Genomic DNA, 12,262 nt, shown 5'->3' with positions numbered 1-12,262 from the left:
AAATCGTTATCCAGGGACGTAGCAGCTCTTAATTGCCACTTTAAAAAAGATGGCAGTATTAGAGCTGGTAGTCATCGGATAAACATCCATTTTTTAAATCATTGAGTTATTTCCATATTATTAAAAACCTTTTTCATATCGTAATGTCCATAATACCAAAAATACTCATTTATAGATGCACTATCATCGGTATTTAGAATGTTATCAATTATAACTTGTTCCTTCCCCTCTCTATTCCCTTTAACTAAATAAAATTTATTTTCTTTATCTTTTCTTATAAATACAAATTCACTGTCATCATTAATATAATTAGGATAAAAATCCCATCCCATAGATGAATTAGTCAATTTAGTAATTTCATTGTTTTCTAAGTTTACTTCATATATATGTTGATTGTTAGAACTTTCCCATTGCTGAAGATTTTCACTATAAGCTGAAGCAGAATATATTATCTTACTACCATCACTAGAATAGTTTGGAGTCATAGCTACTTCTCCATCCTTAGTGATTTTTTTAAAGCTATCATCTTCTAAATTTAATATTCCTAAAGTTTTATCTACGTTCATAAACCTATATGCACCATTTATAATAGCCACTAAATTATCATTTATAGGTGATACAGACATCATATCCTCGTAAGTTAAAACTATAATCTCTTGATTAAGTATCTTTCTACATTTGTTACTTTCATCATTATAAACTCCTATTGGCACTCCATCTGCTGTCATAGATGCAGAATTAGGTCTACACCATACAATTAAATTAACTCCATTAATAGAAATGGTAGCCATCTTTGGATTCAACCCTAAATCATGATTTTGGGAATTTATAGGTATATATGGTACCACTACTTTTTCTTTTTTAGATGCTAAATCTAACTTAACTATACCTAGAGGAAAAGGATAATTATCTGAATTACTTTTTTTTATAATATTCTTTACTGCAAATAAAGAGTTATCTTTTCCTAATAAAATTTGCGTATAGAACTCTTTTCCTCCAGTCAATGCTTCTTTAGTTTTATCTTTAACTCCAAATATATATGCTCCTCCTGTAGACTTGGAATAAATTAAATTTCCATCCTTGTTCCATTGATAGGCAGTAACATTATCATCTACATTAATATTGTTGTCTACTTTTTTATGAAAATCTATTTTTGCTATATACAGGTTATCCTTAGTATCCCGATAGGCTACATATCCATTTTCGCTTATAATTGGCTCTCTATAATTCCCACTATTAATTATTATTTTTTCTGAAGGCTTATTAATATTCACTGCCCAAATACCTTCGTCTTTTACAACTACTGCAACCTCTATTTTATTATTTTGTTTTCTATCAGCTAAATTATAACTTCTCTCTTTAGCAAAAGCTACATCACATAATATATAATTGAAAATAAGTAATACAAAAATACCTTTAAATAAGTTTTTCATAGATAAACTCTCCTTTAAATTTGGTACTCTTATTGTTATTTCTATTATAGAAATATATACATATATTAAAATGTAAAGTTGTAATGATAAAGAGAGCCTTTAAAAATTTAACTAAGCTATATGGAATTCTTATCAAGTTATATTTTCATTTCACCTACATCAATTTTAGAATTTCTATATTTCTTTTTATTAATTGTATATTTCCCATATTGGATGGCTTCCTTAGGACAATAACTTATACATGCTAAACATTGACAGCAGTTGTCTCCCCATTTAGGAACTTTATCAACCTTAATGCATTTAGTATTACATACCTGTTCACAAAGTTTACATCCTATACAATCATCTGTAACATGAAACTTTTTAGCATTTATAGCCAACTTATTAAATATAGGATTAGCTATAGCTGTCATAATCTTAGGCATGGGTCCTGTTTCAACCTTAAATACATCCCTAACATTATCACTTATAAGATTATTTACTTCCCCAAGGGTCTCTAAAGACTTAGACATCTTGCTATTCACAATATCATCTTCATCTACTCTTCCAAAGATAATATAATTACTAGGCATAACAATTGAAAATCCACTATTTAATTTTAACCCCTTAGCACCTAACTTTTTACCTATTATATTCATGTTATTTCCTATATTCTCACCACAGGTTACCACTGCTGTTAAATAATTATTCTTATAGTTATTTAGCTTTAATTTACTAATGAATTTAACTACTGGTGCTGGCGGCGCCCAAGCATAGATTGGGTAAACAAAAATAATCTTTTCTCTTGACTTCAAGTCATACTCATAAAATTCTTTTTCTTGTTTCATCTCTTTAGATATTGAAATTAATTCTTCCCCTTGATTACCAGATAAATTTTTTGCTACATATAAAGAATTTCCTGTTCCTGAAAAATAAAATACCATGGCACAATTCCCCCTATAGATTTTTTTGCTATTGTTTTAATATACCATATAGATATATATTTATGAAATAGTCTTTTTTAAAATATTAAACTAGCATCTTAATATTTTAAATGCTAGTTTAATATAAGTTTATAATTCAATTTTTATCAGATATAGAACTATTTAAAATCTTATTTATCCACATATTCAAAACTACAGTTGTCACTTTCTATATCAAAGACTAACTTATCCTCTATATAAAACTTAAAGTTAGCTGAGCAAGCTGCATTTTCATGGATAGTTCTATTCATATTCCCACTTATGGGTGCTAATAGCTTTTGTGAATTTCCATCATTAACTTTTATCTGCAATTCATACTTGCCTCTTTTTAACATTAATGACTTACAATTATATTTAAGAATCCTAACTCCATTATAGGTAGATAATCTATATTCTCTTCCTTTATAATATACAACACATATACATCCTTTAAAATTTAACCCCATAAAAGGAATATCTGCTATAGCCCCCATTATAGATATTTTTTCATTTTTAAAATCATTACACTGGGTCCATAAGTAAGTTTTAGGAAAAGAGTTACCTCTATCTGTTTCAATGTATCCAACTCCGCCTTGAAAATCCATCTCTTCACCATTAATAATTAAAGTTCCCCTTAATTTATGATATAAACTAATTATACCATGGCTACATTCCATGAAAGGTATAAAACTAAAAGGCCCCATTATATCATATTTTACAGGAGTCAATAAGTCATATTCTATTTTCCCCTCTATAGTTAAACCCTCATCTTTAATGTTGACTTCAATGCCTTTAGATGAAAAAATACTATCTCCAATTTTTATTTTTAACTTATCTTCATAAACTATAAATTTAGAAAAACTATAATTTATATTGTAGGAATTCTTATTAGTTATCACTTGTATAAAGGCTGACCTATTTCCTTTACTATCTATATTTATGCCAGGTATAAAGGATATAGTATCCTCACCCTTTTGATGTTTAAAATACCAACCCTCAAAAAAATTCTTTTTCCTTGTATAACATTTAATTTTATTCATGAGATAATCCCCTAATAGCTGGACTTTCTATCCAATTACCCTTGTAATCAAATCTAGAACCATGACATGGACAATCCCATGATAACTCGTCAGGATTCCATTGAAGTTCACAGCCTAAATGAGGACATTTTGTAGTTACAGTAAATATATTACCATTATTATCTTTATATACCCCAACTTTATCTCCATTATATTCTACAATTCCACCATGACCAGTTTCTACCTTATCTACATGTTCACTTGGAATGTGAATTTTTTGTGCTATAAAATTCTTTGTAGTTTCTATAACATCCTGTGCTAGATTTTTACTTGATGCTGACATATCAAATCTTGTAGGAGAAAATATATCTGCAAAATCATTTTTATTTCCAGATATCATATCAGATAAAATCATAGCTGCCACCATAGAAGATGTCATTCCCCATTTTTTATAACCCGTTGCCACATATACATTAGGTGTTTCAGTGGAATATTGACCTATGTAAGGTATTTCATCTATAGGAATACAATCTTGAGCAGACCAATGATATTTCTCCTTAGCATTAGGATATAACTCCTTTGCTACCTGTCTTAATTCTTCATACTTACTACCAGTTTCATTTTTGCCAGTTCTATGCGAACCTCCACCAAGCAATAATAAATTCTTATAGTTTCTAAAAGAGTATCCCCATTTATCAATACCAATGTACATTCCATTGACATCTTGAGCATTCTCTAAAGCTATAACATAGGATCTTTCTTGATGCATTCTAATGAAATAATACCCAGGTGTATTCATAATTGGATAGTGAGTAGCCACTACTATTACCTTAGCAGCAACCATCCCTTTATTTGTAACAACTAGCTCATCTTTAATTTCTAAAGCTTTAGTATTTTCGTAAATGGTTAAGTCCTCAGTAATAGCTTCTAAAAACTTAAGCGGATTAAATTGACCTTGATTATAAAATTTCAAAGCTGCCTTAATCTGAAAAGGAAGCTCTATATTTTTTAATAGTTTAGCTTTTATTCCTAACTTAGTTGCTGCATCTAATTCTTTTTCCAAAGATTCAATATTATCCAACGTATATAAATAAGCATCCTTCTCCTCATAGTCACACTTAATTCTCTCATTCTCTATTATCTCTTTATATTTTTTTATAGCTAACTCATTGGCACTTGCATATTGTCTTGCCTTATCTTCTCCAAATTCTTTGATTAACTTATCATAAATTAAGGAGTGCTGAGAAGTTATCTTGGCAGTGGTATTTTTTGTATTTCCACTACAAATCTCGTCAGCCTCAATTATAACTACATCTATTCCTTTTTTCTTTAGCATATAGGCAGTTAATATTCCTGTTATACCGGCTCCTATAACTACTACATCTGCCTCTATATTTCCATTTAAAGATTCCCTGTTTTTAAAGTTACAGCTTTCACTCCATACAGATTTCATAAAATCACCTCATAAATAGTATTCCATTTTAGTGATTTTATACACAATTAATTATCAATAAAGGTGCTATATCCACACAAATATAACACTTTGTTGATATACCACCTTATATTATCTTCTTCCTAATACATATTCCAAAGAATCCATATTAAAATTTAATACAAGTTCTTCTGGGAAATCTATCTCCTTAAGTAACTGATAGCAAGATGAAAATTCTCCTATATCATAGTAAATATGAGCATCACTGCCCATGATTATTTTAACTCCATGTTTTTTACATAAGTTTAGAAGAGTTATTTGATTTTCTCTAGCATTTCTTCTAAAACTCTTTGGAGATATGGATGTATTATTCATTTCAAAAACCATATTTTTTTCTTTAGCCGCTAATACTACTTTTTCATAATCCAAAGGAAATCTACTATCATCAGGATGACCTATGATTTTAACATAAGGATTATCCATAACCTTTATTAAAGCATTAGTATTTTCTTCAATGGTTCCTGGTGCTACACAAGGTGGATGCATACTAGCTATGACATAGTCAAGTTCTAGTGCCAGCTCCTCTTGTACATCTATTCTACCTTCATAATCCATTATGTTAGCCTCTATTCCTTTTAGAATTCTAACTCCCATAATTTCATCCTTAATCACCTTTAAATTATTAAAATAATATTCATGAGCTGTACCTGGCATAGATATAGCATGATCTGAAACTCCAAGGACCTTTAGCCCCTTATCTCTAGCTTCCTCAATATTTTCCTTTAAAGTACTATAAGCATGCCCACTAGAAATAGTATGGGTATGTAAATCCATTAAAGCCTTCATTATATCCCTCCATTACTTTACTTCTTTCTGCTAAATTTCAGCCTCAATATGAGTTATACAAATGTCCAATTCATTAATAAAAGTACTTGAAAATCCACTATTAATATCCTCTATTGAAACACTTTTATACTCATCAAAAATACCAGTATCGTCATTATAAAATAAGGTTGTTTCTTCATCATCAAGAAGAGTTGTTTCTTCACTATCTAGAAAATCCACTTTCTCATCCAAATTGCATTCATCCTTATTAGAATCAAGTAGCACGATTTCCCCAACCTCCAAAAAATCAGTCATATCTTTTCTTATTTTTATTTGAATTTCTCTTCTTCCTTCACTGCTCTGATTTTCTAAGTTTATTCTATTTAAATTATTTTTATCTCTATTTTTTATAGATTTTTTTAATCCTAAACCTGTTATATCATAGAGTATCTTTCCAATTTTATATTTCAAAAATATTATTATAATAACACTAAATACTGCTATTGTACATAAAATACCTAAAGAAAATAATATTCCTCCACCTTTAATTGTTTTAATATTCTCAAAAAATATTAAAGTTACAATTAACGATATAATAAACATTACTAAACTAAGTGAGAATAAAGATATCTTTCCTATAAGCTTTCTTTTATATCCTTTAGTCAATTTATCAACATTTTCTAAATCATATAGTAATTCATTACAAGTTTGATATCTTTCTTCTGGATTTTCCTTTAAACATTTCTCTATAATATATTCTAATCCCTCTGGAAGAGAAGTGTCCATTTGTCGTATAGATCTTAATTTAGTATTTTCTTTAAAATTTAACCCAGTAACTAATTGATACAGTGTAACTCCTAAACTATATATATCAGTTCTCCTATCCGTCTGTCTATTACTTAATTGCTCTGGAGCAGCATAAGCTTCTGTACCAAAGTTAGGTGCATTTTTTTTTGTTTCTGATGTCACGGATATTCCAAAATCTATTAATTTTATCTTTCCTTCTGGTGTTAACATGATGTTATGTGGTTTCATGTCACTATATATGATTGGATATGGTTTTCTAGTGTGAAGATATTCCAATATATCAGCTAATTGCTTTCCCCAATTAACTACCTCTTCTACTGAACATTTTCCCTCACGATCAAATTTCTTTTTCAGGGATTCACCTTCAATATAATCCATAACAACATATATATGTCCATTTCCCTCTATGATATCATATATTTTAGGCAAATTAGGATGATCAAAAGATATTAGTAAGTCCGCTTCTGCTTTTAAACATTTCAATAGTATTTCATTATTTATTTTATTTTCCTTTCTAATATCTTTAAGTACAACCTGTTTTCTTAATCTATTATCATGAGCAAGATATATTATACTCATGCCTCCCCTATCAATCTCTCTAAGTATCTCATATCTATGATCCACAATAGTTCCCTTATTTATCATTTTTAACACCTCCTATTCTAAAGCCTTTATGATTATTGTTGTAATATTATCTGCCTCTTTTCTTGATTTAGCTATTTCTACTAGCTCCTTAGCCCTATTGTTTAAATCATCTTTAGTATTTATATTCTCTACTTTTAAAGCATCATAAATTTCTCTCTCTCTGAGTTTTCCATAAAACCCATCTGAACATATTACATATATTTGATTTTCCTTTATTTCACCTATGACCATGTCAACATTAATTTCCTTTTTAGCACCCACACATTGTAGTAAAATATTTCTATTTGGATGGCGTCTACCTTCTTCTTTTGTTATATTTCCTCGCTCAATCTCTCTTTGGACTAGTGTTTGATCCATAGTTAACTGTTCAATGCTATCTTCAATTTTATAAACTCTACTATCTCCAATTTGAAAAATATAATATTTATTATTTATAGTTAGAAACATAGTTAATGTAGTTCCTAATCTTTCATTCATTCTTAATCCATAAGCTAATATCTTCTCATTTAATTTTAATATTTTTTCATTAATAAGGTTATAAATATCCTCTGCATACACTTTATTAAAATTTATATGTGGTAATTCCTCATTAAACCATCTATTCATGTCTCTAATTATAGTAGCACTTGCAAGTTCACCCTTTTCAAATCCACCCATACCATCACAAACTATAAATAAACCAATTCTACCAAAGGGGCTAGTTGCAGTTTTTATAAGTAACGAATCTTCATTAATATCTTTTTTTATACCATTATCAGTACAATATCCTACTAAAAATCTCATATTATCAACCTCTTATTTAAAATTGAAAAGAACATTTCTTTTCAATTGAAATGTTCTTTTCTTTCTTTTTTACCTTCCGAAAGCTGTTGCTATTTCACTATCTGTTTGTTCTAATGTATCAGCAGCACCTTGTAATTGGTCAGCTATTCCTTGTATTATTTCTGGGAATTGTTTTGTTAACATTGGTAACATTTCATTAAATGCATTAACAAAAGCTCCTTGTGCTGCTCCTTCCCATTCATTTGAAACTGCATCTACTTTAGATTTAATTGCATTTACCTCACCAATTATTGAGTTCATCTTGTTTAACAAGAAACTTGATCCCTCTCTTAATTCTTCTGGTGTAATTCTAATTTGTGCCATAATTAATACCTCCTAAGTATTTAAAAATATTTATTTTAACCCAAGCTATTTGCTTGAGGTTATAGCGTTAAAATTTTAATTTTTTACTTTCATCTACAACTGTCCCATATTGAGTTTCCGCTTCCTTTAATAAGTCACACAAAAATCCAATAACTTTAGTATATTGTTCAATTGTTCCTCCCCAATCTTTTTCATAAAGTTCAAAGAACTTATTCCCAGCATCTGATTTCCACCCACCATTTTTTAATATGGTTACTGAAGAACTTAACTTCTTCTTTGTGTTATTCATACTAGTAATTGCTTGTTTGTACTTTTCGATTGCATTTTTAAATGCTTCTATATCTACCTCAAAATCAGCCATAAAATTTCATCTCCTTAAATTATTTCTCCAACATCAAGAAGTGGTCTTATCTTTTTAGCCTTTTCGTAATCCTCTTTTGCCTTTACCATTTCACCTTGTTCTTTATAAATAGTACTTCTTATTAGATATGCCTCTGCATTATCATCTAAATTTAATACATAATCTATTAATTCAATTGCTTTTTTAAAATCTCCTGTATCTTTATAGCATAATACCCTAAATAAATATGCTTCTATATTTCCTGGCTCTTTAATTGTTATTAATCTTAGTATTCTTTTAGCTTCTTTATAAAATTTTTCTGCTTCATCTAATCTATTTAGCATTTTTAGACTAAATGGTTTATAATAAATTCCAGTTCTACCATATTGAGACTCTTGACCATGGCTAGCTAATACCTCTGCATTTTCTAATACCTTTTCATAGTTTCCTGAACTTAAATAAGCATTCATAAGAAAATATCTAGCCTCATAGTCGTATTCTCCAGCTTCTAGTTCCTTCATGCTCTCTAATAATTGAATAGTAGCTTGTACATCTTCCTTTTGAGCGTAAATTTTTGCTTTTTCAAATACTAAATTTCTCTTTTCATATTCATAATCTTCCATTTCCTGTGCATCATCAATCATTTGTAAAGCTTTATCATACTCGCCTTTAATATTAAATAACCTTACTTTATCATATAAGATTGAAACATCCTCTGGAAATAGCTCCTTTGCATGATTAATAATCTTTTCAGCCTCATCATATTTCTCTTGAACACAATATATTTCAAACCTTAAATGATATCCTTCAAAAATATCTGGGAATAATTCATTTAGCTCTTCTAAAGTTTCTAAAGCTTCTTCATAACTATTTGTAGCAATATATATAGCTGCTTTTCTTAGTCTAAAATCAGGTCTAAGAGGATCTTTAGCAATAGCTTTTGTATAATTTCTTATAGCTAGTGTATAATTTCCCATCTCTTCATATACAAGTCCTAAGTTATGATACATCTCTCCATCTTCATATCCATAAGATGCAGCTTTGTTATAATATTCTATGCCTTTAGAAATATCATTTTGCATAAAGCTAATATTACCTAAGTTAAAATATGATAAAGGATTTGTCTTATCTATTAGTAAAGTTTTCTTAAAATATTCCTCTGCCTCATCGTAATTTTCCATAATAGCAAAGGCATTTCCTAAGTTAAAATATGTATCAATTAACATAGGGTCTTCTTTCTCAGCTTTCTTGAAATACTCTATTGCTTCATCATATTTCTCTACTCCTAATAATGCTTGTCCTTGTTGATTATATTCATAAGCAATTGAATACTCAACATCATCTCTTAATTCATCTTCTCTCATAATTACCTCCAAATGCTTCCTATCTTACTTCATTAATCTGTATATCTGAAAAATTTTTAACTTCATTAATAAACTTGTGTGTAACTACTTCTGTCATATATATATCATTAGTATATTGTTTGTTTAACTCTTTAAAATTGTATTCTTCTTTTTTATTATCACTATAAGTTATCTCAACCAATGGATGACTTATTATAGATAAGCACTCTTTATTTCTATCTATCTCAATTAGTTGTATATCACTATATGGTATGATGTACTTTTCTTCTCTTCCCCCTTTTTCATCTTCTCTATCAATACTCTCATACAATATTATAAGTTTATCTTCATAAACTTTAATTTTACCAGGTAAAAGCTTAAATTTCCCCTTCGAGGTATGTAAAGCTGGTATAAGTGCCCCTAAAAAAAGTGCACTTTGCCCACCTGCCCTCAACAAAGACTTCCCCTCTATAAGCATACTAATAGATAATATAATAGTAGCTACTATCCCAAATTTTAAGAAAAATCTTTTTAGCTTTCCTTTTTTAAAAGTAACATATATTTTACTTCTAAAGTTATACACTTTTTCAACTGTTTCTTCCATAAATATACCTTAATTATCCTTTCTTTATTTCAAAATAATATATCCTATCATCTTAAATACTTATTTAATCAAATTTCCAATCTACTATACTATAAATAATTATCTACCTTGTCCCTAATAATTATATGTTTTTATATTTTACTCTTCCTGCTTATTTATAACTTGTACTTTAATTCCAGTATTTTCTTCTAAAATTCTTATGAAATCCTCACTGTTTTCATAATAAAGGTAAAATCTTCTTTTATCGTCTTTATGATTTTCAATATATAGAATCTGATTCTCTTCATAGTTTGAATATACTGTAAGCTTCATATCCCCATATATCTCCAACCGCTCATGGTAAGTATTCACTACCAGCCTTTTAATATCCCTATACTTAATTCTGTCTAGTGTATATTGATTTGTTGATGAATTATTAGGTACAAATCCATATTCTAACCCATCATCGCTAAGTATTAATGTTTCATTTAAATAATAATTAATACTATCTGCACAAGTATTTTTTAATGATCTAAAATATAGAAAAACTGGCATCCCTATGAAGAAAGCAATTGATGAAAATGACATCTCACTTCCCATTAATAAAGTTTTGATCCCAACCTCATCTATACTTTTCCCATCATAAACTTGTTCTGTCATAAACCAACCACGAGCGGGAATAATTATTAACAACAAAATTAAAATAACTACTAGTCCATATCTTACCCATTTTCTTTTATCCCACTTTGGATGTTTTCTTATTTGTTTTCTTTTAATCCTTTTTTTTTCTGAGTAATTTACTTTATATTCTTTTGTCATTTAAATTCCCCTCAATATTTGAACTATTTATCAGATATATTATATTTCATAATTTAATGTTAATTTGGTAGCCTTATGCTTTTGAGGTGTATATTTATTCCAATATTCCATGCTTTTATTATAATTTTTAATTTTTTCTGGCAGCTGCTTAATTCTTTTTAAATTGGATATATTAAGACCATTAATAACTTTTACTCCGTTAAATTTAACTATATCATTTATATAGTTTATTTTTCTTATCCCCTCTGTCATAGGCTTAGGCATCGTATAATTAATTCCAATTCGTCTAAAGCTTCCATCAAACTTTTGGATATTTTCACTTGGTTTAAATATATTTTTAATTAAACCACTTAAATCTTCCTTTACTAATTTATTTCCAAAGTCCTTAATAATTCCTCTACTTATAACTTTTTCTACACTATTCCCTTTAATCCTACTGATAATAGTGTTCTTTGCAAAACTAAAATTAGTTTTTTTATCTCTAATGTTTTTTATAAATGTAAATTTATCATTATATGAATCACCTTTGAAATTTTTACCTAGATTACTCCAAAATGTTTTATCATTTTTTATACTTTTTAGTCCATTTAAAAAACTCTTTGGTGTAGATTTATATACACTTCCATTTCTTTCTAAAAATTTAGTTCTAAGTCCTTCTGGTCCTGAAAATAAATTCTTTATTGAGCTTATACTCTTAGAATTTTTAAAGAAAGTATTGGCAATGCTAGTAATTCCTACTATCTCTGTGAAAAGCTGAGTTCTATCATAAAGGTTTGCTATCCCTAGACTTTTTCTATTTTTTTCCTTTGAATCAAAATTGTTTTTTCTAAGATAATCTGCCCTTGTGTTCATTCTTCCATACCTTGCTGCCATAGCTGGATCGCTGTTGCTATATTTAATTGCAGTTACACTAGTACATATATTAGTTA

13 protein-coding genes are annotated in these 12,262 nt (G+C 28.6%); all 13 read right to left on the bottom strand.

The window, feature by feature from the left end:
• Positions 1 to 98: 98 nt before the first annotated feature.
• Positions 99 to 1,433, bottom strand: coding sequence for a hypothetical protein (locus B3630_RS13380; RefSeq protein WP_346898962.1), 1,335 nt, complete (start codon positions 1,431 to 1,433; stop codon positions 99 to 101).
• Between the two features lie 137 nt (positions 1,434 to 1,570).
• Complete coding sequence (locus tag B3630_RS13375; protein WP_346898960.1) at positions 1,571 to 2,356, bottom strand: EFR1 family ferrodoxin; 786 nt, start codon at positions 2,354 to 2,356, stop codon at positions 1,571 to 1,573.
• 170 nt (positions 2,357 to 2,526) lie between these two features.
• Entirely contained in the window at positions 2,527 to 3,414 is an 888-nt protein-coding gene (locus B3630_RS13370) for a tocopherol cyclase family protein (RefSeq protein ID WP_346898958.1), read from the bottom strand.
• The gene (locus tag B3630_RS13365; RefSeq protein ID WP_346898956.1) at positions 3,407 to 4,846 is read right to left on the bottom strand and encodes an FAD-dependent oxidoreductase; all 1,440 of its coding nucleotides are present in this window, start codon (positions 4,844 to 4,846) and stop codon (positions 3,407 to 3,409) included. Before B3630_RS13365 ends, B3630_RS13370 begins: the two co-directional genes overlap by 8 nt.
• Before the next feature lie 111 nt (positions 4,847 to 4,957).
• Positions 4,958 to 5,671: a phosphatase gene (locus B3630_RS13360; RefSeq protein ID WP_346898954.1), complete on the bottom strand. Its 714-nt coding sequence runs from the start codon at positions 5,669 to 5,671 to the stop codon at positions 4,958 to 4,960.
• Positions 5,672 to 5,701: 30 nt separating this feature from the next.
• The gene (locus B3630_RS13355; protein WP_346898952.1) at positions 5,702 to 7,102 is read right to left on the bottom strand and encodes a serine/threonine-protein kinase; all 1,401 of its coding nucleotides are present in this window, start codon (positions 7,100 to 7,102) and stop codon (positions 5,702 to 5,704) included.
• Between the two features lie 12 nt (positions 7,103 to 7,114).
• A complete protein-coding gene (locus B3630_RS13350) occupies positions 7,115 to 7,885 on the bottom strand; it encodes a PP2C family protein-serine/threonine phosphatase (RefSeq protein WP_346871191.1) in 771 nt (256 codons plus the stop codon).
• A 69-nt stretch (positions 7,886 to 7,954) separates the two neighbouring features.
• Positions 7,955 to 8,248 (bottom strand): WXG100 family type VII secretion target, encoded by a 294-nt coding sequence (locus tag B3630_RS13345; RefSeq protein ID WP_346898950.1) that lies wholly within the window; start codon positions 8,246 to 8,248, stop codon positions 7,955 to 7,957.
• Positions 8,249 to 8,315: 67 nt separating this feature from the next.
• On the bottom strand, positions 8,316 to 8,609 hold the full coding sequence (locus tag B3630_RS13340; RefSeq protein ID WP_346898948.1) for a WXG100 family type VII secretion target: 294 nt from the start codon (positions 8,607 to 8,609) through the stop codon (positions 8,316 to 8,318).
• A 14-nt stretch (positions 8,610 to 8,623) separates the two neighbouring features.
• A complete protein-coding gene (locus B3630_RS13335) occupies positions 8,624 to 9,952 on the bottom strand; it encodes a tetratricopeptide repeat protein (RefSeq protein ID WP_346898946.1) in 1,329 nt (442 codons plus the stop codon).
• Between the two features lie 19 nt (positions 9,953 to 9,971).
• The gene (locus B3630_RS13330; protein ID WP_346898944.1) at positions 9,972 to 10,535 is read right to left on the bottom strand and encodes a hypothetical protein; all 564 of its coding nucleotides are present in this window, start codon (positions 10,533 to 10,535) and stop codon (positions 9,972 to 9,974) included.
• Between the two features lie 138 nt (positions 10,536 to 10,673).
• Positions 10,674 to 11,333 carry a hypothetical protein gene (locus B3630_RS13325; RefSeq protein ID WP_346898942.1) on the bottom strand — a complete coding sequence of 220 codons (660 nt, stop codon included), beginning with the start codon at positions 11,331 to 11,333 and terminating at the stop codon, positions 10,674 to 10,676.
• A 39-nt stretch (positions 11,334 to 11,372) separates the two neighbouring features.
• Positions 11,373 to 12,262 (bottom strand): hypothetical protein (locus tag B3630_RS13320; RefSeq protein ID WP_346898940.1); only part of this gene is annotated, 890 nt, incomplete at its 5' end.

The sequence above is a fragment of the Clostridium sp. UBA7503 genome, from assembly GCF_002477055.1.
Lineage (GTDB): Bacteria > Bacillota > Clostridia > Clostridiales > Clostridiaceae > Clostridium_J > Clostridium_J sulfidigenes.
Note: the sequence above shows the minus strand (reverse complement) of the source record. Positions and strands in the feature narration are given on the sequence as shown.

What these genes read in the sequence shown, in the direction of transcription:
- B3630_RS13380 (WP_346898962.1), bottom strand. Translation starts at nt 1,433, where the DNA reads ATGAAAAACTTATTTAAAGGTATTTTTGTATTACTTATTTTCAATTAT.
- B3630_RS13375 (WP_346898960.1), bottom strand. Translation starts at nt 2,356, where the DNA reads ATGGTATTTTATTTTTCAGGAACAGGAAATTCTTTATATGTAGCAAAA.
- B3630_RS13370 (WP_346898958.1), bottom strand. Translation starts at nt 3,414, where the DNA reads ATGAATAAAATTAAATGTTATACAAGGAAAAAGAATTTTTTTGAGGGT.
- B3630_RS13365 (WP_346898956.1), bottom strand. Translation starts at nt 4,846, where the DNA reads ATGAAATCTGTATGGAGTGAAAGCTGTAACTTTAAAAACAGGGAATCT.
- B3630_RS13360 (WP_346898954.1), bottom strand. Translation starts at nt 5,671, where the DNA reads ATGAAGGCTTTAATGGATTTACATACCCATACTATTTCTAGTGGGCAT.
- B3630_RS13355 (WP_346898952.1), bottom strand. Translation starts at nt 7,102, where the DNA reads ATGATAAATAAGGGAACTATTGTGGATCATAGATATGAGATACTTAGA.
- B3630_RS13350 (WP_346871191.1), bottom strand. Translation starts at nt 7,885, where the DNA reads ATGAGATTTTTAGTAGGATATTGTACTGATAATGGTATAAAAAAAGAT.
- B3630_RS13345 (WP_346898950.1), bottom strand. Translation starts at nt 8,248, where the DNA reads ATGGCACAAATTAGAATTACACCAGAAGAATTAAGAGAGGGATCAAGT.
- B3630_RS13340 (WP_346898948.1), bottom strand. Translation starts at nt 8,609, where the DNA reads ATGGCTGATTTTGAGGTAGATATAGAAGCATTTAAAAATGCAATCGAA.
- B3630_RS13335 (WP_346898946.1), bottom strand. Translation starts at nt 9,952, where the DNA reads ATGAGAGAAGATGAATTAAGAGATGATGTTGAGTATTCAATTGCTTAT.
- B3630_RS13330 (WP_346898944.1), bottom strand. Translation starts at nt 10,535, where the DNA reads ATGGAAGAAACAGTTGAAAAAGTGTATAACTTTAGAAGTAAAATATAT.
- B3630_RS13325 (WP_346898942.1), bottom strand. Translation starts at nt 11,333, where the DNA reads ATGACAAAAGAATATAAAGTAAATTACTCAGAAAAAAAAAGGATTAAA.